At 68.5% G+C, this 25,609-nt stretch carries 29 protein-coding genes; 19 read left to right on the plus strand and 10 right to left on the minus strand.

The window, feature by feature from the left end; translation table 11 throughout:
• From CCL05_RS44715 to CCL05_RS44445, 8 genes are all read left to right on the plus strand, one after another.
• A partial coding sequence (locus tag CCL05_RS44715) for a hypothetical protein (RefSeq protein ID WP_086559397.1) occupies window positions 1-329 on the plus strand: 329 nt, incomplete at its 5' end.
• 18 nt (window positions 330-347) lie between these two features.
• The gene (locus tag CCL05_RS47100) at window positions 348-6,134 is read left to right on the plus strand and encodes a peptidoglycan DD-metalloendopeptidase family protein (RefSeq protein ID WP_086559398.1); all 5,787 of its coding nucleotides are present in this window, start codon (window positions 348-350) and stop codon (window positions 6,132-6,134) included.
• 2 nt (window positions 6,135-6,136) lie between these two features.
• A complete protein-coding gene (locus tag CCL05_RS05840) occupies window positions 6,137-7,072 on the plus strand; it encodes a phage distal tail protein (protein ID WP_244204181.1) in 936 nt (311 codons plus the stop codon).
• Between the two features lie 13 nt (window positions 7,073-7,085).
• Window positions 7,086-8,264 carry a siphovirus ReqiPepy6 Gp37-like family protein gene (locus CCL05_RS05845; RefSeq protein ID WP_086559399.1) on the plus strand — a complete coding sequence of 393 codons (1,179 nt, stop codon included), beginning with the start codon at window positions 7,086-7,088 and terminating at the stop codon, window positions 8,262-8,264.
• Window positions 8,264-9,277 carry a hypothetical protein gene (locus tag CCL05_RS05850; RefSeq protein WP_086559400.1) on the plus strand — a complete coding sequence of 338 codons (1,014 nt, stop codon included), beginning with the start codon at window positions 8,264-8,266 and terminating at the stop codon, window positions 9,275-9,277. Before CCL05_RS05845 ends, CCL05_RS05850 begins: the two co-directional genes overlap by 1 nt.
• A 20-nt stretch (window positions 9,278-9,297) precedes the next feature.
• Window positions 9,298-11,133, plus strand: a complete 1,836-nt coding sequence (locus tag CCL05_RS05855; protein WP_208641386.1) for a right-handed parallel beta-helix repeat-containing protein — start codon at window positions 9,298-9,300, stop codon at window positions 11,131-11,133.
• A 1-nt stretch (window position 11,134) separates the two neighbouring features.
• Window positions 11,135-12,685 (plus strand): NlpC/P60 family protein, encoded by a 1,551-nt coding sequence (locus CCL05_RS05860; protein WP_086559402.1) that lies wholly within the window; start codon window positions 11,135-11,137, stop codon window positions 12,683-12,685.
• 42 nt (window positions 12,686-12,727) lie between these two features.
• Window positions 12,728-12,970, plus strand: a complete 243-nt coding sequence (locus CCL05_RS44445) for a hypothetical protein (RefSeq protein ID WP_143589814.1) — start codon at window positions 12,728-12,730, stop codon at window positions 12,968-12,970.
• Between the two features lie 2 nt (window positions 12,971-12,972).
• Here the strand turns inward: CCL05_RS44445 and CCL05_RS05865 are convergent, their stop codons facing one another.
• Both CCL05_RS05865 and CCL05_RS05870 read right to left on the minus strand, forming a co-directional pair.
• A complete protein-coding gene (locus tag CCL05_RS05865) occupies window positions 12,973-13,170 on the minus strand; it encodes a hypothetical protein (protein WP_086559403.1) in 198 nt (65 codons plus the stop codon).
• A complete protein-coding gene (locus CCL05_RS05870) occupies window positions 13,163-13,435 on the minus strand; it encodes a hypothetical protein (RefSeq protein ID WP_086559404.1) in 273 nt (90 codons plus the stop codon). The genes CCL05_RS05865 and CCL05_RS05870 overlap by 8 nt, the downstream gene beginning before the upstream one ends.
• Before the next feature lie 150 nt (window positions 13,436-13,585).
• On the opposite strand from CCL05_RS05870, the gene CCL05_RS05875 reads away from it, so the two are divergent.
• The 7 genes from CCL05_RS05875 (at window position 13,586) to CCL05_RS05905 (ending at window position 20,188) form a co-directional block, all read left to right on the plus strand.
• Window positions 13,586-14,521, plus strand: coding sequence for an N-acetylmuramoyl-L-alanine amidase (locus CCL05_RS05875; RefSeq protein WP_086559405.1), 936 nt, complete (start codon window positions 13,586-13,588; stop codon window positions 14,519-14,521).
• Window positions 14,518-14,871 carry a hypothetical protein gene (locus CCL05_RS05880; protein ID WP_086559406.1) on the plus strand — a complete coding sequence of 118 codons (354 nt, stop codon included), beginning with the start codon at window positions 14,518-14,520 and terminating at the stop codon, window positions 14,869-14,871. The genes CCL05_RS05875 and CCL05_RS05880 overlap by 4 nt, the downstream gene beginning before the upstream one ends.
• Before the next feature lie 10 nt (window positions 14,872-14,881).
• Entirely contained in the window at window positions 14,882-15,241 is a 360-nt protein-coding gene (locus CCL05_RS05885) for a hypothetical protein (RefSeq protein WP_086559407.1), read from the plus strand.
• Window positions 15,242-15,254: 13 nt separating this feature from the next.
• On the plus strand, window positions 15,255-15,545 hold the full coding sequence (locus CCL05_RS05890; protein ID WP_086559408.1) for a hypothetical protein: 291 nt from the start codon (window positions 15,255-15,257) through the stop codon (window positions 15,543-15,545).
• A gap of 726 nt (window positions 15,546-16,271) precedes the next feature.
• Window positions 16,272-18,776, plus strand: a complete 2,505-nt coding sequence (locus tag CCL05_RS47105; protein WP_086559409.1) for a polysaccharide deacetylase family protein — start codon at window positions 16,272-16,274, stop codon at window positions 18,774-18,776.
• 12 nt (window positions 18,777-18,788) lie between these two features.
• On the plus strand, window positions 18,789-19,445 hold the full coding sequence (locus CCL05_RS05900) for a hypothetical protein (protein ID WP_086559410.1): 657 nt from the start codon (window positions 18,789-18,791) through the stop codon (window positions 19,443-19,445).
• A 308-nt stretch (window positions 19,446-19,753) separates the two neighbouring features.
• Window positions 19,754-20,188 (plus strand): hypothetical protein, encoded by a 435-nt coding sequence (locus CCL05_RS05905; RefSeq protein ID WP_086559411.1) that lies wholly within the window; start codon window positions 19,754-19,756, stop codon window positions 20,186-20,188.
• 69 nt (window positions 20,189-20,257) lie between these two features.
• On the opposite strand, the gene CCL05_RS05910 is transcribed toward CCL05_RS05905, so the two are convergent.
• From CCL05_RS05910 to CCL05_RS44730, 5 genes are all read right to left on the minus strand, one after another.
• Window positions 20,258-20,602 carry a hypothetical protein gene (locus CCL05_RS05910; RefSeq protein ID WP_086559412.1) on the minus strand — a complete coding sequence of 115 codons (345 nt, stop codon included), beginning with the start codon at window positions 20,600-20,602 and terminating at the stop codon, window positions 20,258-20,260.
• A gap of 11 nt (window positions 20,603-20,613) precedes the next feature.
• Complete coding sequence (locus CCL05_RS44725) at window positions 20,614-20,766, minus strand: hypothetical protein (protein WP_158102421.1); 153 nt, start codon at window positions 20,764-20,766, stop codon at window positions 20,614-20,616.
• An 11-nt stretch (window positions 20,767-20,777) separates the two neighbouring features.
• On the minus strand, window positions 20,778-21,080 hold the full coding sequence (locus CCL05_RS05915; RefSeq protein WP_086559413.1) for a hypothetical protein: 303 nt from the start codon (window positions 21,078-21,080) through the stop codon (window positions 20,778-20,780).
• Complete coding sequence (locus CCL05_RS05920; RefSeq protein ID WP_086559414.1) at window positions 21,077-21,310, minus strand: hypothetical protein; 234 nt, start codon at window positions 21,308-21,310, stop codon at window positions 21,077-21,079. Before CCL05_RS05920 ends, CCL05_RS05915 begins: the two co-directional genes overlap by 4 nt.
• A gap of 243 nt (window positions 21,311-21,553) precedes the next feature.
• Window positions 21,554-21,709 (minus strand): hypothetical protein, encoded by a 156-nt coding sequence (locus tag CCL05_RS44730; protein WP_158102422.1) that lies wholly within the window; start codon window positions 21,707-21,709, stop codon window positions 21,554-21,556.
• 147 nt (window positions 21,710-21,856) lie between these two features.
• Between CCL05_RS44730 and CCL05_RS05925 the strand changes: the two genes are divergently transcribed.
• The 4 genes from CCL05_RS05925 (at window position 21,857) to CCL05_RS05940 (ending at window position 24,010) form a co-directional block, all read left to right on the plus strand.
• Window positions 21,857-22,126, plus strand: a complete 270-nt coding sequence (locus tag CCL05_RS05925; protein WP_086559415.1) for a hypothetical protein — start codon at window positions 21,857-21,859, stop codon at window positions 22,124-22,126.
• A gap of 79 nt (window positions 22,127-22,205) precedes the next feature.
• Complete coding sequence (locus tag CCL05_RS05930; RefSeq protein ID WP_086559416.1) at window positions 22,206-22,415, plus strand: MerR family transcriptional regulator; 210 nt, start codon at window positions 22,206-22,208, stop codon at window positions 22,413-22,415.
• Between the two features lie 108 nt (window positions 22,416-22,523).
• On the plus strand, window positions 22,524-22,952 hold the full coding sequence (locus tag CCL05_RS05935; protein WP_086559417.1) for a DUF6221 family protein: 429 nt from the start codon (window positions 22,524-22,526) through the stop codon (window positions 22,950-22,952).
• The gene (locus CCL05_RS05940) at window positions 22,949-24,010 is read left to right on the plus strand and encodes a tyrosine-type recombinase/integrase (RefSeq protein ID WP_244204182.1); all 1,062 of its coding nucleotides are present in this window, start codon (window positions 22,949-22,951) and stop codon (window positions 24,008-24,010) included. Before CCL05_RS05935 ends, CCL05_RS05940 begins: the two co-directional genes overlap by 4 nt.
• On the opposite strand, the gene CCL05_RS05945 is transcribed toward CCL05_RS05940, so the two are convergent.
• The 3 genes from CCL05_RS05945 to CCL05_RS05955 are packed head-to-tail and all read right to left on the minus strand — an operon-like array spanning window position 24,007 to window position 25,514.
• Window positions 24,007-24,336, minus strand: a complete 330-nt coding sequence (locus CCL05_RS05945; protein ID WP_107400428.1) for a hypothetical protein — start codon at window positions 24,334-24,336, stop codon at window positions 24,007-24,009. The two genes, CCL05_RS05940 and CCL05_RS05945, sit on opposite strands and share 4 nt — an antisense overlap.
• Before the next feature lie 53 nt (window positions 24,337-24,389).
• The gene (locus tag CCL05_RS05950; protein WP_086559418.1) at window positions 24,390-24,614 is read right to left on the minus strand and encodes a hypothetical protein; all 225 of its coding nucleotides are present in this window, start codon (window positions 24,612-24,614) and stop codon (window positions 24,390-24,392) included.
• 42 nt (window positions 24,615-24,656) lie between these two features.
• A complete protein-coding gene (locus tag CCL05_RS05955) occupies window positions 24,657-25,514 on the minus strand; it encodes a site-specific integrase (RefSeq protein ID WP_086559419.1) in 858 nt (285 codons plus the stop codon).
• Between the last annotated feature and the right edge of the window lie 95 nt (window positions 25,515-25,609).

A 25,609-nucleotide genomic window follows, 5' to 3' on the forward strand; every position in this document is an offset into this window, starting at 1 on the left:
CGGCCGCGGCCGGCGACCGGGAGGGCTACCGCTGGAGCCAGCAGACGTACATGCAGGCCACCGAGGTCAACCTGCTGCAACTGCTGGCGCAGATCCTGTGGAAGGCCCACCTGAAGGGCGAACCGCCGGAGATGCGCCCCGTGGAGCCGCCCAAGCTCGCCGCGGACGACCAGCGGGACGCACTCGCCGAGGCCCGCAACGCCCGCAACATGGCGGTCCTGGAGTCCCTCGCCCCGGCCAAGGGCCCCGTCGACACCGCCGTCCAGCAGGCGGACATCGACTTCTGGAAAGAGAAGCTCCGCGAACTCGAAGCAGCAAAGCAGCAGTAGGAGAGGGGAGGGCAGTTCATGGCTGAGGCCACCGTCGTCGGCTCCACTAGGGTCAGTCTGATCCCGGACATGAGCCAGTTCGGTGACCGGCTGCGTGTTGAGCTGCCCTCCGCGATCCGCGAACCCGCCAAAGCCGCGGGTGACCTCGCCGGAGACGTGATCCGCAACGCCATCTCCAAGAAGATGGCCAAGCCGATCGGCGTGAAAATCAAAGCAGTCCTGGACGACAAGGCCGCCACCACTTCACTGCGGCGCCTCACCCAGGACCGCACCGTCAAGATCACCGCAGAGCTCGACGACAAGGCCGCGACGGCTTCCCTGACCCGCCTCACCAGGGACCGCAAGGTCACCATCACGGCGGAGATCGACGACCAGGCCGCCAAAACCAAGCTGGGCGCACTGTCCGGGCAGCAGACCGTCGACATCCTGCCCACCATCCAGCAGGCCGCCTACCGCACCGCCGAACGCCAACTGGCCCGACTCACCGCCGACCGGGTCGTCAACATTCGCGCCACCGTGGACACCCGCGTCGCCGCCAACGAGATCAACAACCTGATCCGGCGCCGGCAGGTACGTATCGGCGCCGATGTCGACACCCGCACCGCCGCCGCCGATATCGCCAACCTCACCCGCCGCCGCACCGTCCGGATCGACGCAGACGCCGACACCGCCGCCGCGGCCGCCCGCTTGGCCACCCTCACCCGCGACCGCACCGTCAACGTCCGCGTCCGCTCCATCGGCCTGGCCGCCCTCACCGCCGGCCTCGGCGGACTCGGAGGCAGCAGCAGCGGAGGCGCAGGCGGCGTCGGCCTCCTCTCCAGCCGCATCAAGGCGCTGGCCGGCGCGGCCGCCCTTGCCCTGCCGTCCATCGCCTCTCTCGGCTCCGCCCTCGTACAGATGGGCCCGCTCGCCGCCACGGCCGCACCCGGGCTCGCCCTGCTCATCGGCGGATTCGCCGCCATCAAAGTCGGCGCCAGCGGCGTAGGTGACGCCATCAAAGCGGCGTTCCAGCCCGTCGCTACGGAGGCCACGAAGGCAGCGTCGGCCACCCGCCAGGTCGAAGACGCACAACGCTCCCTCGCCCGCGCCCAGCGCTCCCTTCAGGACGCCCGGGTCCAGGCCGCCGAACGGATCCGCCAAGCCAACCTGCAAGTCGCCGGCGCTGAACGTGACCTGTCCTCCGCGCAACGCGACGCCCGCCAGGCCCAACTGGACCTGACCGCCGCCCGCCGGCAAGCCGTCCGCGACTTGCAGGACATGAACAACCAGCTCAAGGACGGGCGGCTCAGCGAGCGAGAAGCCACCCTCGCCATCCAGCAGGCCGAGGAAGACCTCGCCCGGGTCCGCTCCGACCCCGCCTCCACACAGTTGCAGATCCAGCAGGCCGAACTGTCCCGGGACCGGGCAGTGCAGTCGCTGGAGGAGCAGCGCCTCGAGCTGGGCCGCCTGGAAAAGGACACCGCCGCGGCGAACAAGGCCGGCATCGAGGGCTCCAAGCAGGTCGTGCAGGCCAAGCAGCAGGCCTCTCAGGCGGATCAGCAGGTCGCCGACCGGCAGCGGGCCCTCGTCGAGGCGCAGCGCGACGTGGTCAAGGCCCAGGTGGATGGGCAACGGCAGGTCGCTGATGCGCAGGAAGCCGTCGCTGACGCGGTGCGCAGAGTGGGGGAGGCGCAGGAGACCGCCGCCACCCAGACGTCGAAGCTCGATCAGGCCATGGCCAAGCTGTCGCCGAACGCACGCGCGTTCGTCAATCAGTTGCAGGCGATGGCACCGGCCTGGCGGGACATGAAGCTCGACGTCCAGGACCGCCTGTTCTCCGGGTTCGCGACCCGCATGGGCCAGGTCGGCGGGCAGATCCTGCCCACCGTGCGTGCCGGCCTGGTCGGCATGGCGGGCGAGGTCAACCGCATGGGCCTCAACGCCCTCAGCGCCGTGTCCAACTTGCAGAAGACCGGGCAGCTCAAGCAGGTCTTCGACGGGGTGCGGCAGTCGATGGGCAACGTCTCGCGCATCCCCGGCCAGATGGTCACCGGTTTTGCCCAGTTGTCCATAGCCGCCCAGCCGGCCTTCGACCGGATCAGTGCTGGCGCCGCGTCGGCGATGGACCGGGTCATGGCCAAACTCTCCAAGGGCCTGGAGTCCGGCAGCCTGTCGGAGTCCATCAACAAGGCCCTGGACGTGGCGATCCAGTTCGGGCAGGTCCTGGGCGACATCGGCGGGATCTTCTCTGGCATCTTCGGTGCCGCCTCTGCCGCGGGCGGGAACTTCTTCGGCACCATCGGCGCCGCCCTCAAAGAGATCAACCGCATCATCCAGCTGCCCGAGGTGCAGGCAGCCCTCACCGAGATTTTCAAGGCGCTCAACGCCGTCGCGAAGCTCTTCGCCGGTGTCCTCGGCGCGGTTATCCAGGCGGCGCTGCCGCTGCTGGCCGCACTCGCCCCCGTCGTGCAGCAGCTCGCCGAACAGTTCGGCCCGGTCCTGATCCAGCTCGCGGGGGTGCTCGGCGCCGCCCTGAAGCCGATCATCGACGCGCTGATGCCGATCCTGAAGGAAGTCGGCGGGGTCATCATCGGCCTCGTCCAGGCCCTGATGCCGCTGCTCGTGCCGATCGGCCAGCTGATCGGCGGTTTCATCAAGGCCTGGGCCCCGTTCATCCAGCAGATCGGCAAAGCCCTCATTCCCCTGGTCGGGGCGTTCGTATCAGCGCTGAAGCCTGTGCTGCTGGCGCTGCTTCCCGCCGTCGGCATGATCGGCCAGCTACTCGCGCAGCTGGCGCCGATGTTCCCGCCGATCCTCACTGCGCTCCTGCCGATCCTGCCACCGCTGTCCGAGCTCGCCGTGTCGCTGCTGAAGCTCGCGATGGAGATCATCACTCCGTTGCTGCCGCTGATCGTGTTCCTGGCAGGCCTGTTCACCAAGGTGCTGGCCGGGGCCCTGAAGTTCCTCGTGCCGATCATCACCACGGTCATCGGTTGGATCACCAAGTTCGTCAACATGGTCACCGACGGCGTGAAGTGGATTGTCCACCAGTTCAAGCGCCTGTTCGACATCCTGCTTGGCCATTCGATCATCCCGGACATCGTCAAGGGGGCCATCGACTGGTTCAAGCGCATGTGGAAGCGCCTCATCGAGATCGTCACTGACATCAAGAACGGCATCGTCAAGTTCTTCGGCCAGTTGAAGGACGGCGCGGTCAAAATCTGGAACAGCTTCTGGGACCGGGTCACCGGTATCGCCTCCGGAGCCTGGAAGGCCGTACGGAAGGGCTGGGACGGCTTCGTCGACGGCCTCACGGGCGCCTTCAAGGGCGCGGTCAGCGGTCTGGGGAAGATCTGGAAGGGCATTCAGAACCTCGTCAAAGCCCCCATCCGATTCTGGATAGAAACGGTATATAACCGAGGAATTGTCTCAGTCTGGAATCGAACTGCCGCTAAAATCCCGGGTGTTCCCGACCTGGACACGATGAGCCTGCCCAAGGGATTCGCCAGGGGAGGCATCCACGGTCGGGCCCGCGGCGGCATCCTGCCCGGCTGGTCCACCTGGCGCGACGGCGACGACCAACTCGTGCCCATGCGCCGCGGCGAAGGCGTCTACGTCTCCGAGGTCATGCGCGACCCCTACGAGCGGCAACGCCTGTACGCCATGAACCAGGCCGCAATGCGCGGCCAGAACCCCGCCGTGGCGCGCATGCAGTACGGATTCGCAGAGGGCGGCATCCTCGGCGGCATCAAGAGCATCGGCTCCAACATCGCCGATGGTGTCGGCTCCGTACTGAAGAAGGGCTCCGATGCGGTCCGCGGCGGCCTCGCCGATCTCGCGGAAAAGGCGTTCAAGCCCGTCAAGACCGGCATCACCGCCGCCTTGGGCAAGAACAAGAACGGCTGGGGCGGAATGATCGCCCAGGCCCCGCTGAACTTCATCGACAAGGCCATCGACTACATCCGCGGCAAGGACATCCCGGAATCCACCGGCGTGTGGCGCAAGCCGGTCAACGCCCCCTTCGGAACGCCGTTCGGTAAGCGCGGGTCGATGTGGAGCTCGGGTCGGCACACTGGTCTGGACTTCCCCGCCCGCACCGGCACCAAGGTCGTCGCCGTCGACAACGGCACCGTGCAGTCCGCGACCTCCGGCGGCCCCTACGGCAAGCACGTCACCATCTCCCACGGCAAGGGCCTGTCCTCCCTGTACGCGCACATGTCGTCGATCGCCGCGAAGGTCGGCTCCGGCATCAAGGGCGGCGCCCGGGTCGGCTCCGTCGGCGCTACCGGCAACGTAACCGGGCCGCACCTCCACCTTGAGGCCCGCGTCAACGGCAAGCCGGTGGACCCGATGAAGTACCTCACTGGCGGGGAGCCCGGTGGTAAGGGAGTGAGCCGCTGGGCCGGCACCGTCCGCCAGGCCCTCGGTCAGCTCAACCAGTCCATGAGCCTGGTCAACACCACGCTCAGGCGGATGAACCAGGAGTCGGGCGGCAACCCCAGGGCCGTCAACCTTTGGGACTCCAACGCCAAGGCCGGCCACCCCTCCGTTGGTCTCATGCAGGTCATCCGGGGAACCTTCGCCGCCTACGCCGGGAAATACCGCAAGACCGGCCCGTTCATGTACGGCGTCAGCGTCGACCCACTCGCGAACATCTACTCCAGCATGCGCTACGCCCTGGCCACCTACGGCTCCCTCTCCCGCGCCTACAACCGGCCCGGCGGCTACGCCCGCGGCGGTGTGATCGGCGGTATCCGTATCGGCCGGGGCCTGCCCCGTGGCTACGCCGGCGGTGGAATCATCCGCGTGGGCGGCAAGCGCATCGACACCGGGCCGATCGCCTCCGCGGTCGGCGGGGACTTCGTCAAGCAGTTGCAGGGCACTGCGGCCGCGATCAGTGCGGAGATGAAGACCCTCGTCACCGCGATCAAGAACGCGTTCAAGGGCGTCAAGACCGACCTCGACAACCGGCTGCTGGCGCAGGTCAACAAGACCAACGCCCGGTTGCAGTTCCTGGCCAAGCAGCGCGCTGAGATCACTGCGAAGCTGGCGGCCGCAGAGCAGCTCCGCGCGGACAGTGTCGGCCAGGCCACGTCCTTCGCGCAGATGACGTCCCTGCCCAGTGCAGGGAACACGTTCGACGCGGCTGGCGTGCTGTCCGGGATGCAGGTCCGCCTCGGCCAGCTCAAAGCGTTCGGCGCGAACCTCCAGACCCTGGCCAAGCGGGGCCTGTCCAAGGCCCTCCTCCAGCAGATCATCAGCGCTGGGCCAGACCAGGGTGCCGCGTGGGCCAAGGCCCTGGTCGATGCGACCCCCGATCAACTGAAGCAGATCAACTCGGTGCAGGGTCAGATCACGGCTGCGGCCGGGCAGTACGGCAAGGATGCGGCCGACGCTATGTACGACGCGGGTGCCCAGTCCGGGAAGGGCTACCTCACCGGGTTGAAGGCGCAAGAGGCGTCGATCAACAAGGCGATGAGCGACTTGGCGAAGAAGATCCAGCAGGCCATCAAGAAGGCCTTGAAGATCAAGAGCCCGTCGCGGGTGTTCGCCGAGCTCGGACGATTCACCGTGGCCGGCTTCTCGCAGGGCATGCGCGACGCGACTCCCGAAGCCGCGATGACCGCCGCACGCATGGCAGCCCTGGTCCGCACCTCCGCAGCCGCCACCGGCGCCCGCATCGAGTCCAACGCCAGCACAACCACCGTCGGCGACCGGCACCTGCACTACAGCGCCACCACCCGCGAGGTCGCCTCCCGCCAGTCGATCCTCGCCGCGCTCGCGCTCGAGGACGCTCTCCACCGGCCCGTCGTAGTGGGAGGCTGACCATGCCCATCCTCGTCGCCACCCAACTCCCCGAAACTCCTCCCGGGGTGCCGTGGCCCACCCGCGTCAACGAGATGCCGCTGGTGTCGTTCACCGACCCCGCCGGGCTGAGGACGGTGTTCTCCGACTGGGAGAACGGCTGGGTCCTCCAGCCCGGCGCCAAGGGCCTGGACATGCCCCAGTACGCCTTCACCCAGGACGAATCGCCGGGCATCGACGGCTACGAGATCCGACAGGTCCGCGCCCAGGGCAAGGAGATCGCCCTGCCGATCGCGTTCTGGGCTGATGACTCCCGCGCTGCCTACCTTGCGCGCCGCCGGGGCCTGATCCGCTCCCTGAACCCCAAGCGCGGCACGGGCACCCTCACCGTGACGCAGGCGGACGGCACGTCCCGCACCATCGGAGCCCGCTACAGCGCGGGCCTGGAGGGCGACGAGTCCCTGGATGCGGCCGGCGCCCGCTGGTGCATCAACGTTCTCACCTTCGCCTGCCCCAAACCATTCTGGCTCGGCGCGGAAGTCACCACCGAGTGGCGGGCAGCGGTCGCCGGCACCTTCTTCCCGATCCTGCCGCTGGTCGTCGGCAACTCCCAGGTCCTGGGATCGGTGACAGTCGACAACGACGGCGACGACGACGCCTTCCCCGTCTGGACGATCACCGGACCGGCCACGTCGGTCAGCCTCACCAACGTCACCACGGGCGAAGTTCTCGTCCTGAACCGCACGGTCACCATCGGCGACACGATCGTCATCGACACCCGGGAGCGGCAGCAGACCGCCCTGCTCAACGGAACAACGAACTTGTGGGGCGACTTGTCGGATGCCTCCACGATGTGGGTGCTCGAACCCGGCCTCAACGATCTGACGTTGACCGTCGCCGGATCCACCTCGAACACCCGCGTCCGCATGACCTACCAGCCCCGCTACCTGGCCGCCTGAGAGGAGGACACCGGTGAACACCAGCGCGCTCCGCGTCTACGTCAGGAGCTCCAGCCTCGCCCGCCTCGGTCAGGTCGACGACTACACGTCCCTGACCGTCGTCCCCAGGTTCAACGCGGTCGGCGCGTACACGCTGGAAATCTCCGCCGACTCCGACAAGGCGCCGCTCCTGGTCGAGGGCAACGGACTCATCATCCGCACCGCGGACGGGGACACGGTCATGTCGGGGCCGATCCGCACCGTGGACTGGTCCCGCTCCGAGAGCGACGGCGGCTCCGGCAAGCTCACCGTCGGCGGCGTCGACGACACCAGCCTGCTGTCCCAGTTCACGTGCTGGCCCGACCCGGCCGCGGCCATCGGCTCGCAGACGTCCTCCGTCTACAAGCTCAGCGCGGTGAAGGCGGAAACGGCGATGCGGCAGCTGGTCAACCTCAACGCCGGGCCCGGCGCCCTCGCGACCCGCAAGAACGCGCTGCTCACCCTCGCCGCAGACGGGTTGCGCGGCCCGACCCTCACCCGCGAGGTCAACCAGTTCGACAACCTGCTCACCGTCCTCGCCGACATCGCGAACGCGGCTGGCCCGCTCGGCTTCCGCGTCGTACAGGTCGGCACCGGATTGCAGTTCCAGGTCTACACACCCCTCGACCGCTCAGGGGAGGCCCGCTTCTCCTTCCGGCTCGGCAACCTCACCGACGCCTCCTACTCCACCACCCCGCCCACATGCACCCGCGCCATCGTCGTCGCCGGCGGCGGCACCTCCCCCCGGGTGTGCAAGACCTACGACCGCACCGACCCCCTCTTCCCCGGCCTGGTCCTCGAGCAGTTCGTCGACCTCACGTCCGTGGACACCGCCTCAGTGGACCTGACCGCTCAGATGGACCAGGGCGCCGAAGAGGCCCTCACCAACGGGGCCGGACAGGGATCCCTGTCCATCTCGCCGATCGACATCCCGCAGCTGCGCTACGGCCGGGACTACAACGTCGGCGACACCGTGTCCGCTGATGTTCGCGGCGACTGGTACACGGACGTCTGCCGCGAAGTCACTCTCACCTCCACCGCATCTGATGCCACCACCGTCAAAGCCACCGTCGGCGGCGACAGCTCCGGCACCAACACCGTGGCCCGCATCTACTCCTACATCGCCCAGGTCAAGAAGGACGTCGGGCGCCTGAAGACAAGGAAGGCTGCCTGATGGCCGAGTTCAGTGCGCCGTTTGACGGCTCGCCCATTGCGACCGAGTTGCAGTGGTCCCGCGTGGCCCGCCGCTGGGGCCTGGACGGGGTGCACACCGAAGACCCTTCCACCGCCACGCTGAAGGTGACCGGCTCCGGCACCACGACCGTCAGCGTCGCGCCCGGTATGGCGTTCGTGAACGGCTTCTACTACCACCTGGACGCCACCAAGAACCTCAACGTGCCGGCCAACGCCGGTGGTGCGGCCCGCGTCGACCTTGTCGTGCTGCGCGCCAGCCAGTCCGCCAACTCCGTCACCGTGCAGTACAAGAGCGGCGGCGCCACCGCTCCGCCCCTCACCCAGGCAGAAGACGGGGTGTGGGAGATTCCTCTCGCCCAGTGCACGGTCGGCGCCGGAGCCACGGTTGTGACCGCCGCTAACGTCCTCGACAAGCGGTACTTCACCAGCCGCGGCGTCATCCCCAGCATGCCGGGCAGCGGCAGGCCCAGCGCCAAGCACACCCTAAAAATTGAGGGCACTGATCTGTACGTCGGCGACGGCGCGGACTGGAAGTGGCTCGCGTCGGCCGGCATGAAGCCCTTCACCTACACCCCGGTGTGGACGGCCGGAACCAGCACCATCAACTGGGGCTTCAGCAGCAAGAACATCGGCCGCGCGCAAGTCGTCGGCGGCCGCGTCGACCTGACGATCCAGCTCGAGCCGACCGGAAACCCCGCCGAGTACCCGGATCCGCTTGAGGTGTCCCTGCCCCCCGGGCTGCCCGCCACCTTTGATCACCGGTCGCTGTTCAAGTGGAACTTCACCAGCGGCAACGGCGAGGGATCCGCGGTCGGTATCGCCATGGTCTTCCCGACCGAGTCCCAGTCGAAGATCGCCCGGCTGCGCTACTCGATGACCAACGGCTCCAGCAGCACCTCCGTACCGAACAGCTTCAGCGTGTTCAACAACCAGCCGTTCAACATCCGCTCCGGTGACGTCCTCACCATCGACGGCTCCTACTGGCTCGCCTGAGCCGCAGAAAGAAGGCACCAGTGGCCCGACATGCATTTGGGAACAGCCCGGCGGACTACGCCATGGAGAAGGTCGGCAACCAACTGCTGCTCCGCCCGGGCGCGACCGGCACCGTATGGGACGCCCTCACCGGTGGCACTCAGATCACCGACCTGACCGACCTCACCAACACGCCGATCACCACGGTCACAGCGGACACGGACGGCGCGGTCGCCTTCTACGGCCCCGATGGTGTCACCTCCTGCTACGTCGACTTCGGTTACGGCCGCCGCTACGCCATGGCCGCCACCGACACCGCGGAAGTGCTCACCGACTTCATCCAGCAAGGCGGGCAGCCCGGAGGCTGGGCAGTCCTGGACGGCAGCGGCAACATCGACTCCTCGCAGATCCCTGCCGCGCTGGACTGGCTGCTCGTCACCTCCTACGGCGCCGAAGGTGACGGCATCGCCGACGACACCCTCGCTATCCAGGCCGCGATCGACGCCTGCCCGCCCGGCGGGATCGTGTACTTCCCGCGCGGCGTGTACAAGACCACCACCACACTGGACTGGAAGAACGGCGTCACTCTGCTCGGCTCCCACGCCAACCTGATGGTCGGGCCGGGCATGACGAACGACGACTACCCCTGCTACATCCAGCCCGTCGCCCCGTTCACCGGCACCAGCGTCATCCAGATCGTGGGTGAGGACGACGGCACCCACCCGGCGATCAGCGGCGAGCAGCGCATGGTCAACCTGATGCTGGACGGCTCCCAGCTGACCGGCTCCAGCATCGACGGGCTGTTCGGCAAGGGCAACGTGCAGAACGTCGTCCTGGACAACGTGTGCATCCGGCAGATGCCCAACAACGGCATCATCTGCGGCACCAACGGTGCAGGGGAGATGCCCTACAGCTGGCGACTCCACCACGTCATGGTCGACAACTGTCACGCCAACGGCATGGTGTGGGAAAAGCACACCGACCTCACCCTCGACGACTGCCAGGTCATCGGCTGCTGGGCCCAGGGCATCGTCATCACCAACTGCGCCAACGCCCAACTCAGCCTGTGCCGCACCGAGTGGAACGGATCCCACGGCTACCGCATCACCGGAGCCTGGGGAGACTGGGCCGGCTCCGGCGGCATGCAGATGACCGGCTGCTCCACCGACCGCAACGGCCAGCACGGCGTCCTGGTCGACGCCACCGGCAACACGCCCATCCTGATCACCGGACTCCAGACCCGCCGCGATGGCCGCAACGGAGGCACCGGCGGAGGCGGCTTCGCGGGCCTCGCCGTCGCCGCTGCGACCGTGCCCGTCATCGTCACCAACATGACGTGCTACCCGGGCGTCGACGACGGCGGTACCACCACCAACAGCCCTCAGTACGGCCTGGCTGTCACCGGCGCCGCCACCCTCGTCCAGGTCGACGACTCCTACCTGCACGCCGCCACGCAGGGCCTGTACTCGACCAGCACCGGCACCCTCATGGTCGGCGCGAACGTCGTCTACGCCTCGGGAACGACCGCGGCACCCACGCGCACCCTGCCGGCCACGGCGACCGCCACCAAGGGACTCGTCGTCACCGCCCCCACCGGTGCTGTGACGTACGTGATCTGGCGGGCACCCCGGGCCTGCACGGTCACCGCAGTGCGCGGCTACCGGCAGGGCGGTACCGGGGCCACCATCAACGCCACCAAGAACGGCGCTGACCTCGCCACCACGGATCTGTCCTTGTCCACCGACACCACATGGATGGCTGCCGCCGCCTTGCAGAACACGGCCGTCGCCGCCGGAGACGCAATAGCGGTAGCGGTGCGCAGCGTGGCCGGCACACCGACCGCCGTCACCATCCAGATCGACGTGCAGGGGCTGTGACATGAGCGCTCTGACGATCCTCGACGACCGCATTCCCTACCAGCAGCCCCTCGGCGCGCTCACTCTGAATACCGTCACGGGCCCACCGCAGCAGTTGCAGGTCTCCGACTCCCAAGGCCTTCTGGCCACCCTCACCGTCGGGGCCCGAACCGTCACCATGCGCGGAGCCACCCGCACCTTCACCGAAAACAAGCGGCCCTTCACCGACCAGTTCACCCGCACCTCGAGCGACGGATTCGGGACGAGCCCGGGCGGCGGCAGCTGGTCCCAGTCCGGCACCTCCACCCTGTACACCGTCACAGGGTCGGTCGGCCAGATCTCCTGCGACGTCGCCAACTCCAGCCGGCACACGACGATCGTCGACACCCTCACCGACGTCGACGTCACCGCCAAGGTCACCGTCACCACGGTCCCGGCTGGCGCCACCACCTCGATTGGCCTGTCGTTCGGCTACACCGACACCAACAACGCCAACCGGGCCCGCCTGCTGGTCCTCACCACCGGCGTCGTCCAGCTCGCCCTGGAAAAGGAAGTCGCCGGCACCACCACCACGCTCGGCACCGCAACTCAGGTCGGCACCGGGTTCACCGGCGGCCAGTGGTGGCGGATCCGCGCCCAGCGCACCGGGACCACCATCCGCTGCCGCGCCTGGAAGGACGGAGACCCAGAGCCCGGCACATGGCTGCACTCGGTCACCGAGACAGCGAATCCCTCGGGCCGCGTCGGGCTCCGGGCGCTCGCTTCCACCGGCTCCACAGGCCTGCCCCGCCTCGTCCAGGTCGACGACCTCCAGGTCATCTCCGGTAGCTGGGAGACCGTGCCGAGCGTCACGCACAGCACGTGGGTGCGGGTCCTCGCCCAGCCGTTCAACGGGACGTGGACGCCCGCGCTCGCCGACCAGATCCGCACCTGGGCGACCGACACCCGGCCGGATGTGCTGGCCTACGCGATGATGTACGTCACCGGTGCTCCCGCCGTGACCAGCCCCGCTCTCGCCGGAGCCCAGGTCGCCGGCCAGTGCAGCTACGGTCCCCTCGACAGCTCCGGTATCCCCATCGAGGGCGCCGACTTCCACGACTACATGGCCAGAGACTGGGTTTTCGCGAATGGCGAGACGCAGACCGCCGGCGTGGGGGAGGCGGGCTGCCTGGACTGTTCCGGCTTCGTCCGCATGATCTACGGCTTCCACATGGGCATCCCCATGGTCCGCAACCTCAACATCGACGGCACCGTCCTGCCGCGGCAGACCAAGGACATCGGCCCCTCAGGCCCGGGCATCATCGTCGCCCAAGCCACCGGCGCCGCGCCGCCGTTGACGAACATCCAGATCGGGGACGTCCCCCACTTCGACGCCACCTCCGGCGGTGGCGAGACCGAGGGCCAACTCGACCACAACGGCATCTACCTCGGCACGGACTCCCTCGGCCAGCCGCGATTCATCAACAGTAGGAAGACACCCCAAGGGCCGACCTTCGGTGACCTCGGCGGCGCGTCCCGCCTCGACGGCGCCGGCACCTACGCCACCAGCCTCCGCCTCATCCGGAGGTTCTGAGTGCCGCTCATCACCTCACCCGAACCAGCTGCCGCCCCCGCGGTGACAGGCATCGTGGCGGCCGCGCCCGGGATGCGCGTGGAGGCCTACGCCCCCAAGAACGCCAGCACCACCGGGATACCAGCCCCCTCAAGCGTGGTGGCGTGGGCGGCGGTCGCCGACCCGACTGCCATTGGAGGAGTGCGCGTGGATCCGGTGTTCCTCGCTGACGGCCGCACGTGGACGCCGGACCAGTTCTGGGCCGCCTACGGGGCCGGGCTGGAACTGAAGGTTGTACCGGGGTGAGGTCACTGGCCGCTGAGCGCGGACTTCAGCATGGCCTGCACGTACGCACTGGCTACGGCCTCGGCGTTGGTAGCTGACCAGCCGCGGCCGAGCATGTCCGCCTTGACGCCTTCGGCGGACTCGAGGATCGGCGTGATCAGGCTGCGGGCTTGCAGGCAGGCCAGGGCAACCTGCTGCTGGAGGGCGTCCTCGTCAGGCATGTGCGACCTCCAGCAGGCGGGCGTTGCGGTGATGGATGAGCCATCCGATCGCGTCTTCGAGGGCATGGCGGTCCATGCGGTCCCACCAGTCCCCATAACGGACGATGCATATCCCCTCGTGCGCTAGTCCGCGCAACGCATGTGGGCCGGAGGCGTACAGGACGGTGCGGTCGCGGGGGCTGGTGGCGGTCTCGCGGCACCAGGCGTGGAACTCGCGCAGGTTCTGGGCCAGTACGACGGTGCGGATGGGACTCCTGGGCGGCATACAGCGAGCGTAGGTCTGTCTGCGCCGCATGTTCCCCCGAGCTATAGCCGAGCAGGGGGAACACTCTACGAAACCATCGCTAGCCTTGAAATCGAAAGTGAACTAGGTGACTTACGAGTGATTACAAGGCTCGGTGATTTCGGAGGTTCCATGGCCACCCCGCCCGCAGCGAGTACGTTCCTCAAGCTTCTCCGCGACGAAGGCGTCCGGGTGGTCGAGGTCGGCAACTGGCCCACTCACAACCGCAACAGCAAAGGACCCTGGGGTCCCGTGCACGGCGTGATGATTCATCACACCGTCACCAAGGGCACGGCCAACACCGTCAGCATCTGCCGCAAGGGCTACAGCGCTCTCCCGGGCCCGCTCTGTCACGGCGTCATCGCCAAGGACGGGCAGGTACACCTCGTCGGCTACGGCCGCGCCAACCACGCCGGCCTCGGTGACAGCGACGTGCTGGCCGCGGTCATCGCCGAGAAGGCGCCGCCCGCCGACGACCAGGCCACCGTCGACGGCAACCGACACTTCTACGGTTGGGAGTGCGAAAACATGGGCGACGGCAAGGACCCGTGGCCCGACGCGCAGATCGAGGCGATCGTCCGCGTTGCCGCCGCCCTGTGCCGCCATCACGGCTGGAGCGCGCGCTCCGTCATCCGCCACCTGGACTGGCAGCCCGGCAAGGTGGATCCGCGCGGGCCCGGCCTGAACTGGACGGACGTACTCACCAGGGTCTCCGAGCGCCTGACCGGCACCAAGCCTGCCCCCACCCCTACACCGCTCCCCAAGCCGCAGCAGCCGACCGTTGACCTGTCCAAGCTGCGCGAGGCCGCGCTGAAGAACCCGGCAGCCAAGGGAACCCCCGTCACCTACAGCGGCACCCGGACCGTCGAGGCCGCCCTCGTCAACGAGGGGCTGCTCGCCAAGCCCTATCTGGACGGCCACTTCGGCGAGGCCACCATCGAGGCGTACGCGAAGTGGCAGCGGTCCAAGGCTGGCGGGAACTACCGCGGGGAAGCCGCCGACGGCATCCCCGGCCGGGACAGCCTCCAGCGCCTGGCCGACAAGCACGGCTTCAAGGTCGTGTCGTGATCGTCAACCTGACCGCCCGGGTCATCCGCCTCTACAACACGGACCGGCCCGACGGCGTCGACGACCTGGACCTGGGGCTGCGCCAGACCCTCGACCCCAAGCAGCCCACCGTCCAGCTCTCTCCGCTTCCCCTGATGACCATCTACCAGGACGAAGTGCCGGTGGAGCTCATCGAGTACGGGCACGCCGAGAACCTGCCCGCCGCGCGGGACGGCGTGTGCTACGTGGTGCCCCTCGATGTGGCTCTCGCCCACCACCCGCGCCGCACCGACCTGCTGGTCACGCACCAGGACGTCCGCACATCCGACGGCACCGTCATCGGCTGCCGCTCCCTCGCCCAACCCACCTGAAAGGGACCCCGTGAAGCCCATCGTTGTCTTCGGCCGTGAACCCGCCGCCCTGCTGACCCTGTTCGCCGTCGCCGTGAAGCTGTTCTCCGCGTTCGTCATGGAGGTCGACGAGGAGACCCAGGCATGGGTCAACGCCGTCGCCGCAGCCGGTATGGGCGTCTTCATCGCCTGGGCCACCAAGGACGGTGTCGTCGCCGCCATCCTCGGCCTTGTGCAGGCCGTCATCGCCCTCGCCGTCGGTCTCGGTCTCGACTGGGACGTGGCCACGCAGGCCACTGTGCTCTCGTTCGTATCGCTCGCGCTGGGCGCCTACGACCGCACGCAGGTCACCGCACCGGTGACCCGTGAAGGCGTCCGGCTCGCGGCCTGACCGGAACCCCACGATGAGCGACGAGCCGACGCCCGGAGAGATGGTCCGGCGACTTGAGGATCGGCTCGCCGACGTCCGCGACGACATCCAACAGCTCGGCCGGCGCTTGGACGAAAAGGTCGACCAACGGATCTACGACCTTCGTCACGAGGCGCTGACCGGGCGGGTGTCCACGTTGGAAACCCTTCGAGAAAAGGACGCCGAGAAGCTGGTAGCCACCAGAAGGTGGCTGATCGGAGCCGTTGTAGTGCCCCTGGTCGGGATTCTCCTACCGGTGATTCTCCTGCTTGGCCGGGGGACGTGATGGGCAGGGCACAGATACGCGCCCAGGAGCGCCGGTGGCGCCGTGGCGACGGAATCGCGTTGATCGCAGCTCTCGTGTTGGGGTCTGCGATCGCATGGATTCTGCTGTCCGTGCAGAGCCTGCAGAGTGATCTGCGGGCATCCAATGAGGCGCGTGACGCGCTGGCCCAGCAGGTGGAATCTCTGGGGGAGAAGCCTGTGGGCGGTCCGCCCGGGTCGCGGGGTGAGCCGGGCAAGACCGTCATCGGCGCACCCGGCCCGTCGGGTCCGCCCGGGCCCGCCGGCCCGTCCGGGAAGCCGGCGCCCACCATCACGCCCAGCCCAGGCCCGCCCGGCCCCTCTGGACCGCCTGGCCCGTCCGGGCAGCCAGGCGCCGACTCCACCATCCCCGGACCGACCGGTCCCGCCGGACAGGACGGCGAGGACGGCGCCCCAGGAGCAGACGGCCAAGACGGCAGGGACGGAACCGATGGGACCGACGGGAAGAACGGGGCCCCGCCCTCGGAATGGACGTACATCGACCAGGACGGCAACGAATACCAGTGCGTCCCCGTGTCCGACTTCGACCCGGACAACCCCCGCTACCGATGCACCCAGACCAGCACTGCCAGCCCGGAGCCCTCGCCCAGCCCTGAACCCCAGCAGCCCGAACCGTCCGACAGCCCGTCCAGCTCTGGACTGCTGCCCCTCGGGCTGCTCGAGCGCCGCCGCAACTGAGGAGCTCCCCTTGCCATTCCCCGACGGCCTGCCCACGAAGCTGGTAACCCTGACGGTCACCAACCCGGCTGGCGGCACCGCCGCCACCGGCACGGTCCGCCTGTCCCCGAACGTGCCCGCCATCATCATCGACGGCACACCAGTGCAGTTCACCGGCAGCGGCACCTACAAGTTCGACAACCAGGGGCGTCTCGTCGACACCGACGGCACCACGGTCGGTGTGCGGCTGCTGGACAACAGCGCCGCGGGCAGCAACCCGGCCGGCTGGCTGTGGCACGCCATCGTCACCGTCGACGGCCAGCCCCCACACCCCTTCTACTTCACTCTCGCCGGGACTCTTACGGAGGTCGACCTGGCGGAGCTGATGCAGGTTGAGCCTGGGCTGCCGCGCTATGTGGCGGTGCCGGGACCGGCCGGGCCCACTGGACCCGCCGGCCCGCAGGGCAGCGCGGGACCAGCAGGACCGCAGGGGGGCCCCGGCCCGGTCGGGGCGACCGGGGAGCCGGGACCCCAGGGTCCTGCTGGCCCGCAGGGCGAACCGGGACCGCAGCCCGAGCTTGGAGCGGCCGGCGCGGGCGACGACATCGCCCTGCGCTCCACCGACCCCTCCACCACCAACGCCCGCACACCCACCTCGCACGCCGCCTCCCACGCCACCGGCGGAAGCGACCCGCTCACCCCCGCCGCGATCGACGCCGAACCGGCCGGCACCACCGCGACCGCCATCACCGCCCACACGAGCGCTGATGACCCGCACGGCTACAAGACTTGGGCGGACGGCAAGTTCGCCACCCAGCTCACCGTCACAGCCCTGAACACCTACGTCGACGACACCGTCAACCGGATCGCAGCCGTAGAGAACGGCACCGCCTGGCTCGCCAGCCTCAACGTTGCAGGCAACGCCCAGATCGCCGACGGCGACCTCACCGTCAAGGACGTCAACAAGGGCTACCGGTTCCGCCGCAGCGGCAGCGCCCTGGACCTCGAGGCCACCGGCGCCGACTTGATCGTCTCCAACTGGTCCGGCACGGGCTTCAACGGCACCCAGCGCCCCTACCTGCGGCTGTCCGCCGACGCACAGAACGTTCAGGTCGCCGGCCGGGTGGAGTTCGTGGACGCCCTGTACGGGGCGGTGAAGCACGTCATCGACCCGGCATCCGGGGTGAGCGTGACGGGGCCCCTGGACGTCTCGGGTCGTCTCACGGCGTCGGGGTTCGCACTACCGATGGCGATGCCGTCCAGTCCGCGGCCCGCCTGGCGGCCTGCCAGCTGGTCGCAGCAGTTCCAGTCCGGCCACGGCTGGGCGGCCTCCGGCTCGGGGGTGGCGTCCTCCAACGCCAACGACACCAGCGTCTTCTGCCGGGGCACCCAGAGCTTCGGGCTCGTCACCACCGGGACGGGGGCGGTCGCCAACATCCGCAGGCTGGGCAGTGCACTGCCGGACCTGACGGGCAAGGCACTCCGCCTGGTGCTGCGCATCGCCGACGTGACCCACCTGAACCAGATCAACGTGCAGGTCGGCTCGAGCTCGCTGGCGAACTACTTCCAGTGGCGTCTGACGACCCACGCCTCCACCGCGGAGAACCAGATCCTGTCGGGGGAGTGGGCCGCGATCACCCTGTCGTGGGCGGACGTCCGCTCAGCGGCCGGCACATACTCGATCTCCTCCACCGGCGTCCCCTCCGTGACGTCCGGCTTCACGGACCTACTGGTGCAGACGGTCGACGACAACACCGGCAACGCCCTCACCGTGAATCTTCAGGCGATCGAGATCATCCCCGACACCACGGAGACCTTCCCCAACGGCGTCGTCTCCATCACCTTCGACGACAGCTACGCCACCCAGTTCACCGGCGCCCGCCCCAAGATGGACGGCCTCGGGTTCCGCGGCACGCTCTACACGATCTGCGATGTCATCGGCACCGGCGGCTATCTCACCCTGCCGCAACTCCAGACGGTGCAGAGCAACAGCGGCTGGGAGATCGCTGGCCACGCCTACTCGGTAGCGAACCACAACGCGAAGTACAACACCCTGCCCGCGGCCACAGTCGAGGACGACGTCCGTAAGACCCGCATGTGGATGGCCTCCAACGGCTTCGCCAGCGACAGCTTCGCCTACCCCGGCGGCTGGTTCTCCAAGACCACGGACAACGTCTCCATCGAAGCCCTGGCCTGCCGCTACTTCGGCAACGGCCGGGGCATCTCGAGCGCCGACAACCTCGAGACCTTCCCGCCCCCGGCGCCGTACCGGATGCGCAGCATCACCGGCATCGGCTCCCTCGCTGGCGCCTCCGCCCGGGGCCTGCCCGCCAACCTCACCGGCGCGGGCGGCGCCCTGGACCGGTGCCAGATGGACGGGTCGTGGACCATCCTCACCTTCCACGAGATCGTCGCGGGCACGGCTGCGAACGCCAACCAGTGCTCACAGGCCGACTTCGACTCGATCATGGATGCGATCGCGGCCCGCGGTATCCCCGTCCTCCCGGTGGGCGACGTCCTCCGGCTCTACAGCTAAGAAGGAGCAGCCGTGGCCCTCCAGGACATTCCCCTCGCCTGGTCCCGCCTCCGCAACGCCTGGCGACTGACCGGCAACGCTGCGGTCACCGGGAACCTGGCCGTGGACGGCACGCTCAGCGTGGGCGGATCCTCCGTCTCCGCGCCCAGCGTGCCCCTGCCCGGCGACCACGGCTTCCACGCCTGGCAGTACGACCCGAGCTTCGCCTCCACCGGGCAGCTCCTCACCAACGGCACCATCTACCTGTCCGCCGTCTACCTGCGGCAAGCAGTAATGGTGGCGAAGTGCTGGTTCCTGATGTCGACCGCGGCCGCGACGCCGACAGCGGGCCAGAACTGGATCGGCTTGGTCAACAGCTCGGGGACGGTGTTGTCCACGGCGAGCCTGGACTCCGTCATCACGACCGGCTCCACGGCCCGCTCCGCGACGCTCGCGACACCCCAGTCCGTGGCGGCCGGCACGTACTGGGTGGCGATCGTCTGCAACGCCACCACCGCGCCGACGTTGATGCGCACGAACGGGATGACGACGGGCACGAACAACGCCAACCTGTCCGGGGCCTCGCTGCGGTATGCGACGAACCTGACCGGCCAGACCGCCCTGCCCGGCAGCCTGGCGATGTCGTCCAACGTGGTGGGCCCGTCCCTGTGGGTGGCCGTGTCCGCCTGACGGGGCGGCGGCGTTCTCTCCGCACGCTCGTACGATGTGCGCATGAGCACCCCGCCTTCTGCCAGACCGAAGCCACCCGCCCCCGTGTGCCCTGCGAACCAGGTGGGGCCGTGCACGAAGTGCCAGCATCCCTGCCACCGGTACGGGCCGGGCGGGAACCCGCTGTGCGTGCTCTGCACCCGGGAGCTGGAGGCATGGCGGGCCGTGCAGAAGTAGCTGGCGTTGTCGGCGGCCCCCGCTACCGTTGGTCGATCAAGGCTGCTGGCGCGCATGCCCCAGCAGCCACCAACAGGCGGGGAGGGCGAACGATGAGCGAAGAGAAGCCTCAGGCGCACAGCCACGTGGTGATTCCCGAGCCGGTCAGGGACGTGTACCTGATGTCGATCCTGGCCATGCTGGACGAGGACGAGTCCCACAAGTCCGCCCTCAGCGTCACGTTGCAGATAGGCGGGGCCTTGGTCACCGGCGAGTTGATCGGGCACGGTAGGTGGCGCAGCGAGCTGAAGGCGTGGCTGGCCACGATCGGCGGCAGCTCGGACGTCATCTCGGATCTGGTGGGGATCGTTGAGGAGGAGTTGGCGGAGCAGCCGCAGAGCCGTCCGAGTCACCTGCATCTGAGGGACGCGAAGTTCATCACGAACTACACGACGAGCATGAACGGCATTGCCCCGCAGGGGCCGGAACGTCCTCTGTGGCGTACCCGGATCGCGGATGTTCAGGGGTGGTCGCTGGGCCGCGCCTAGCGCACCGGTAGCCTGCATGACGGTGCCCCGCCTGCTTACCTCAGGCGGGGCACCGATGCGTTCGGTCGGTCAGTTCTCGGTGGGCGGTCCGAGCCTGCGGAACAGGCGGTCCAGGCCGTCGTCCACGGCCGCTGCCGCCAACTGGTCGACCTCGGCGCGGAAGCCGCTCTCCGGCTCCCGGTTGGCGAGCAGCGCAGCGTCCTGCCGGGCCCGAGCTTCACGGACGGGCTCGTAGACGTCGGCGGTGTCCGGCCGGTGGGTGCGGAGGATCTCGCGGAGTTCGTTCACTCGGTTGGTGTGGTGAATGCCGCCCGGTTGGCACTCGCGGTCCAGGGAGCTGACCGCGTCCAGCTCGGCGTCCATCTCCCGCTCGAACTCCTCCCGGGTGTATCCCGGCTTGCCGTATCCGTCCATGGTCGGTGTCCTCACTTCTCGGTGTCGCGGTCGGCGGCGGCCTCGTCAAGGACCTGCTGGGCTTCGCCGAGGGTCATGGCGTGCTGGTCGCCGGGCTGTGCGATGACGATCTGCGGGTTGTTCTCGTCGGTCCAGTCGACGTCGTAACGACGCTGCTCGGCCATGGTCGGTGTCCTCACTTCTCGCGGTGGTGCCGGTTGACGTGGTTGTTGATGGACTCGCGGGCGCCCCGGTAGCCGCAGCCGCGCGGGCACTCCTGCCAGAGTCCCTTGTCCACGGCGGCCTTGGTGACAGAGTGCTGGTCGTCGGGGCCGTAGCCGTGGGCGTGGAGCATCTGCGCGACGGAGGCGTCGTGGTGGATGGCGAGGAACGCGGCTTCGGCGGTCTTGTCGTGTCCGGCGGCGAAGTAGCGGCCGTAGCCGATCTCCTTGCCGCAGCCGCAGTAGCAGCGGCCGGTGGGCTGGGCGGTGTCGCTCATGCTTCCGTCGCCTCGTAGACCTCGGGCTTGCCGGTCTTGTCGTCGCGGGTCGGCTCCCATTCGTCGCCGAGGTCCAGCGAGTTGTTGCTCTGGCTCGTGCAGTGGTGGCAGAGCGAGGCGCTGGCTTCCCCCTGAGCGAGTTCGACGATCTTCTCGGGGTCGGTCTCATCGGTCTCGACGGTGACCGTGATGTTCGCCCACCCCGTCAGCGGGACGTTGTACGTGGCCATGACGTGCCTCCGTATCGGTATCTGTCGTGCCATCAGGTTAGCCACCCTTGAAAGTCTTGGCAACCCTTGGATTTCTTGAGTTGTGGAGGCGGGTGGCCGACCTACCTTCTCGGTGGAGTCGACCGCAGAATCGCTCCTGACGAAGTATCTGACGTCACGTCATACGCGATAAGCTCACTTGAGTCTCCACAAACGACTCTGGCCCCGACCGAAGCCGGGGCCAGAATGATGCGGTGAGGCGGCCTACGCCGTGGGGTAGCTCCTGAAGAGCTTGAAGGCTTCGTCGAGTTCGTCCTTCGTCCAGTCCCGCTCGAGGCACGTGTCGAGAAGCACCGTGCGCGCCTCGCCCCGTCCACCACGGTCGTACGCCTGCTGTACCTGCTCTGCCAGTTCGTTCATGCCGTGCCAACGTCCGGCCAGCCACGCCGGTCACTACGCCTTCCGGGGCAACGGTGCGCTTCCCTCTAGATAATGTTCCATCGGTCGAGCTGGCTGAGATCAGCGGACTCGGGGAACGCTGCTGGCGTTCCGTGGGACGGTATGCCCATGAGCCCCCAGAAGCCCCAGCCGCCGTCTGTCGACTACACCGGAGCCGCGCTCAGCGTGGGCCAGTCCGTCGCCTTCATCGAGGCCGGCCAGGACAGCCCCAACGATCCCCACCTGTACACCGGTGAGATCAAGCTGATCGGGACGGAGCAGATCGTGGTGCAGTCCGGCGAGGAGCTGTTCATCGTGAAGGGGCGGGAGGTCTCGCATCCTCGGGCGTACCGCTTCTGGACGGTGAAGGGCCTCTCCTCGGCGCCTGACGAGAAGTGATCAGCAGAGCCGCTCCCTCAGACGCGCATAACGTGTGTTTGGAGCGTACGGGGCGGTTCTCCCCAATACGCTCTGTCGCATGACTCAGACGCTCCCGCCGACCCTCGACGAGATCCGCACCTGGCCGGCCACGGTAAGCGTGCCGAAGGCGGCCACCGCGCTCGGGATCTCGAAGACGTACCTGCACGAGCTGATCAAGCGCGGGGAGTCGCCGGTGAAGTTGCTGCCTCTACCTGGACGCCATCTCGTCATCACCGCGTCGTTGGTGCGTTTGCTGGAAGGCGCCTGAGCGGAGAATCGCTTACAGGCAAGATTCGAACGCCTCGAACGTCGGGGGATCATCGTGTGTGGCGTCGGATAACCTCTCCTTATCCGATCACATAGGGGAGAGAGCAGCGTGGAAGACCTCGTGCAGTGGCTCAGTGCCCAACTCAACGACGACGAGCGGATCGCCCGGGAAGCTACGCCCGGCCCGTGGGCTCAGTCCGGCATCGGTGAGTACGGCTGGGGCGTCAGCTTCGGACGCAACGGCGCGGGGGTAGAGGCCGACGACAGCGACCAAGGCCGCGCGGACGCCGAGCACATTGCCGAGCACAACCCGGCGCGGGTGCTGCGGGAGATCGAAGCCAAGCGGCAACTGATCGCTCGGGGCGGCCCGTTCTGCACCAGCGACTGCGATGAGCCCGGCAACGAACCCATGGACCCGGACACCAACTGGGCGACGCCACTGGAGCACCACCTCGACTGTGATGCCTACACGGCCGCAGCGGTGCTCGCCCTGCCCTACGCCGACCGGCCCGGGTACAAGGAGAACTGGCGGCCGTGACCGAGCACTTCCCCGTCGCCCAGGCGGAGCGCGCGGCCCTCATCCAGAAGTGGGCCGAACGGCACGGCATCGACACCGCCCACCGCCTCGCCCAAGCCGAAGACCTCGCCGACGCCGTCGCCCGCGAAATCACCCCCGAGAACACCGAAGACACCTACACCAAAGCCTGGCGCGTGTGGGAACGCTTCACCACCACCCAACGCTTCCCCCTCCTCGAAGCCTCCCGCGGCGCGCTCGTCGCCTACGTCGCCTGGATGCTCCGCCAGGGCCGCACCGACGGCCGCGGCTACGCCCCCAGCTCCGCGTCCACCATCCTCGCCGGAACCGTCGTCGAGCTCCGCCGCCGCGATGTCGCCGTCAGCCGCGACGACCAGGCCGAAGCCCGACGCGACCTCGAGGGCCTCGCCGTGAAGCTCCTCCAGAACAAGGAGCGCCGTGGCCGCGGCAAAGCCAACACCGCCCAAGTCCCAGACCTCTACCGCGTCGTCCGCGCCTGCCCCGACACCCTCGCTGGCGCCCGCGACAAGGCACTCATCCTCACCGGCTTCCACTACGCCGCCCGCGCCCAAGACCCTGCCGGACTCCTCGCCCAGGACGTCACCCTCCACCCGCGCGGCCTCATCGTGTCCATCCTCACCGGCAAGACCAAGCACAGCGTCCGCGACGCCAAGATCCTCTACCAGAAGGATCCCGAGGTCTGTCCCGTAGAGGCGTGGAAGGCCTACCGCGAGCGGCTGGCCACCGAAGCCGACCCCAAGTGGTCGGCACCCGACGCGCCCGCCTTCATCGGCATCCACCGTTCCGGCACCGTCACCGGCGGCATGGGTCCCGACTCCGTCACCCGCGCCATCAAACGCATCTCGGTACGCGCCGGCGTCAAGCTCGCCTGGACCGGCCACAGTCTGCGCATCGGCCACGCCACAACGGCCCGGCAGAAGGGCCGCGACGCCGTCGTCATCGCCGACCAGGGCGGCTGGGCCCGGCACTCGAGGTCGATGAACGGCTACTTCCAGATCGAGGACGGTTGGGACGACAACTCCACCGCAGACCTGACCTAAGCAGTTGCCCGGCCCGGCAGCGCGTCTCGTAGGTAGAGGGGCAGGGCCTGGCGCACGGCCGGGTCTGTCTCCCACCCACCGCCGGCCAGTTGGTCGACGGTGACCGTGCACTCGTCCCCGGTGTCGGTGCGGGCGATGGCGCGGAACGTTTCCGTGGCCCGGGCCGGTGCGGCGGCGAGGTAGCCGGCCAGCACGGCGCGGGCAATGTCGCCGGGTGCCGAGGTGGTACTAGCGCGTCCGTAGCTTTTGCAGATCCACACTTGGCTGCACGGTTCGTACAGCTGGATTTCCCAGGTGAGGCGGGCGGGGGTGTCTTCGCAGGACATGCCTGGAATCCTGCCCCGTCCTGGGCGCCCGTGACGGCGGTACTGGCGGGTTACTAGCCAGCAGGCGTACGGGTCGGCGTCTGCCCGTACAGGATCTTCTCGGCCGCCACAGTCTCGTCCACCCACACCTTGCCCTGGCCGCGGCAGTCCTCGCACTTCTCCCAGCGGAGGTCGGGCGTGTCGGTGGCTTCGTCGAGCATGCCGTGGAGGACCTGCACGGAGCCGTCTCCGTCGCACTCGTCGCACTCGAACTCGTACTCGCCCTCAACCAACGCCATGACGATGCCTCCCCGGGGATCCATGGTGAACGGGTTGTGATCCTATGCGCCGGCCGGGGTGTCCCAGAATCCGGTGTGGGAGAGGGTGTCGGCGGTGACGGGCGGGGTGCGTTCGGCGAGGAGCGGGTGGGTGGCGGTCATCTGCCGGATGATCAGGTTGGGGTAGCCGGAGTCGATGGGCCTGCCGCCCTGGACCGTGATGAGCGTGTGGACGCCGTCCTCGGGCTTGATGCGGTGCGGCAGGTACTCCTTCAGCGCGGCCCCGGTGAGCGGCTCGAGGACGTGCTTCTTGCCGACGTTCTCGTACTCGTAGTCGGGGGCGCGGACTTCCCACCTGCCGTCCTGGAGGTCGTAGAGGTGGCGCATGTCGATACGGGCGACCTCGGCGGGGCGGAGGCCTTCGAGGAGGAGGAACGCGATGAGGCGGTCCCGGCGGTAGTGGCGGGCGCGTTCGGGGCCCCACATGCCGACGACGTACAGCATCACCGACCGTTCCTCTGGGGTGAGTCGGCGTGGGGGTGTGGCGTCGCGGTCGACGCCGGAGCGGAGCATGGTGAGGTCGGGGACGAGGCGGATGGCGCCGCGGTCCTTGCACGCCTCGTAGAACTGGGTGAGTGCGGTGATGCGCCGGTCGTGAGTGAGTGCTGCGGCGCGGTGGTGTTCGGCGACGTGGGCGAGGGCGTCGGGTCCGTCGAAGGGCCGGCCGTCCAGCTGCTCGGTGAGGAACCCACCCGCCCACGCGGCGACATGCTCGATGCCGCAGTCGTAGGGATCCACCGGGGGGCGCTGGGTGGCGCACCAGGTGAGCCAGCGGGTGACCTCACGCTGGTATTCGATGCGGCTGGAGGAGCGCAGGGGCGCTGTGGTGAGCCAGTCGTCCAGGAGCGTGAGGGGGTCCATGAACCCCCATTGTGCCGGTACCACACACCAGATCAAGATCTTTGTAAAACCTCGGCTCCCACCCCACTAGGGGAGGTTGCGGGGGCGAGGGGCGG

Origin of the sequence: Streptomyces africanus (genome assembly GCF_002150735.1) — a bacterium.
Taxonomy (GTDB): Bacteria; Actinomycetota; Actinomycetes; order Streptomycetales; family Streptomycetaceae; genus Streptomyces; species Streptomyces africanus.

What these genes read in the sequence shown, in the direction of transcription:
- CCL05_RS47100 (WP_086559398.1), top strand. Translation starts at nt 348, where the DNA reads ATGGCTGAGGCCACCGTCGTCGGCTCCACTAGGGTCAGTCTGATCCCG.
- CCL05_RS05865 (WP_086559403.1), bottom strand. Translation starts at nt 13,170, where the DNA reads ATGCCTGACGAGGACGCCCTCCAGCAGCAGGTTGCCCTGGCCTGCCTG.
- CCL05_RS05950 (WP_086559418.1), bottom strand. Translation starts at nt 24,614, where the DNA reads ATGGCGTTGGTTGAGGGCGAGTACGAGTTCGAGTGCGACGAGTGCGAC.
- CCL05_RS05925 (WP_086559415.1), top strand. Translation starts at nt 21,857, where the DNA reads ATGAGCCCCCAGAAGCCCCAGCCGCCGTCTGTCGACTACACCGGAGCC.
- CCL05_RS05910 (WP_086559412.1), bottom strand. Translation starts at nt 20,602, where the DNA reads ATGGACGGATACGGCAAGCCGGGATACACCCGGGAGGAGTTCGAGCGG.
- CCL05_RS05945 (WP_107400428.1), bottom strand. Translation starts at nt 24,336, where the DNA reads ATGTCCTGCGAAGACACCCCCGCCCGCCTCACCTGGGAAATCCAGCTG.
- CCL05_RS05875 (WP_086559405.1), top strand. Translation starts at nt 13,586, where the DNA reads ATGGCCACCCCGCCCGCAGCGAGTACGTTCCTCAAGCTTCTCCGCGAC.
- CCL05_RS05890 (WP_086559408.1), top strand. Translation starts at nt 15,255, where the DNA reads ATGAGCGACGAGCCGACGCCCGGAGAGATGGTCCGGCGACTTGAGGAT.
- CCL05_RS05930 (WP_086559416.1), top strand. Translation starts at nt 22,206, where the DNA reads ATGACTCAGACGCTCCCGCCGACCCTCGACGAGATCCGCACCTGGCCG.
- CCL05_RS05915 (WP_086559413.1), bottom strand. Translation starts at nt 21,080, where the DNA reads ATGAGCGACACCGCCCAGCCCACCGGCCGCTGCTACTGCGGCTGCGGC.
- CCL05_RS44725 (WP_158102421.1), bottom strand. Translation starts at nt 20,766, where the DNA reads ATGGCCGAGCAGCGTCGTTACGACGTCGACTGGACCGACGAGAACAAC.
- CCL05_RS05840 (WP_244204181.1), top strand. Translation starts at nt 6,137, where the DNA reads ATGCCCATCCTCGTCGCCACCCAACTCCCCGAAACTCCTCCCGGGGTG.
- CCL05_RS05850 (WP_086559400.1), top strand. Translation starts at nt 8,264, where the DNA reads ATGGCCGAGTTCAGTGCGCCGTTTGACGGCTCGCCCATTGCGACCGAG.
- CCL05_RS05870 (WP_086559404.1), bottom strand. Translation starts at nt 13,435, where the DNA reads ATGCCGCCCAGGAGTCCCATCCGCACCGTCGTACTGGCCCAGAACCTG.
- CCL05_RS44730 (WP_158102422.1), bottom strand. Translation starts at nt 21,709, where the DNA reads ATGAACGAACTGGCAGAGCAGGTACAGCAGGCGTACGACCGTGGTGGA.
- CCL05_RS05860 (WP_086559402.1), top strand. Translation starts at nt 11,135, where the DNA reads ATGAGCGCTCTGACGATCCTCGACGACCGCATTCCCTACCAGCAGCCC.
- CCL05_RS05955 (WP_086559419.1), bottom strand. Translation starts at nt 25,514, where the DNA reads ATGGACCCCCTCACGCTCCTGGACGACTGGCTCACCACAGCGCCCCTG.
- CCL05_RS05920 (WP_086559414.1), bottom strand. Translation starts at nt 21,310, where the DNA reads ATGGCCACGTACAACGTCCCGCTGACGGGGTGGGCGAACATCACGGTC.
- CCL05_RS05905 (WP_086559411.1), top strand. Translation starts at nt 19,754, where the DNA reads ATGAGCGAAGAGAAGCCTCAGGCGCACAGCCACGTGGTGATTCCCGAG.